The following is a 762-nucleotide window of genomic DNA, read 5'->3' on the forward strand; positions in this document are numbered from 1 at the left end:
GGCGATGATCCCGTTCCTGGAGCACGACGACGCCAACCGGGCGTTGATGGGTTCCAACATGCAGCGCCAGTCGGTGCCGCTGCTGCGCAGTGAGGCGCCGCTGGTGGGTACCGGTATGGAGTACCGCGCCGCGGTGGATGCCGGTGATGTGATCGTGGCCGACAAGGCCGGGGTGGTGGAGGAGGTCTCGGCCGACTACATCACCGTGATGAACGACGATGGCACCCGCACCACCTACCGGGTGGCCAAGTTCAAGCGCTCCAACCAGGGCACCTGCTTCAACCAGAAGCCCATCGTGGACGAGGGCCAGCGCGTCGAGGTCAACCAGGTCATCGCCGACGGCCCGTGCACCGACCAGGGCGAGATGGCGCTGGGCAAGAACCTGCTGGTGGCGTTCATGCCCTGGGAGGGCCACAACTACGAAGACGCCATCATCCTGTCCCAGCGCCTGGTCCAGGACGATGTGCTGTCCTCGATCCACATCGAAGAGCACGAGGTGGACGCCCGCGACACCAAGCTGGGGCCCGAGGAGATCACCCGGGACATCCCCAACGTGTCCGAGGAGGTGCTGGCCGACCTGGACGAGCGCGGCATCATCCGCATCGGCGCCGATGTGGTGCCCGGCGACATCCTGGTGGGCAAGGTCACCCCCAAGGGCGAGACCGAGCTGACCCCCGAGGAGCGGCTGCTGCGCGCGATCTTCGGTGAGAAGGCCCGTGAGGTGCGCGACACCTCGCTGAAGGTGCCGCACGGCGAGCAGGG

The 762-nt window shown here is 67.2% G+C and carries 1 pseudogene; it reads left to right on the forward strand.

What is annotated here, in order from left to right:
- A pseudogene (locus AKI01S_RS48655) lies at nt 1-762 on the forward strand (DNA-directed RNA polymerase subunit beta); the annotation flags it as partial.

The sequence above is a fragment of the Actinomadura kijaniata NBRC 14229 genome, assembly GCF_001552175.1.
GTDB classification, from domain to species: domain Bacteria; phylum Actinomycetota; class Actinomycetes; order Streptosporangiales; family Streptosporangiaceae; genus Spirillospora; species Spirillospora kijaniata.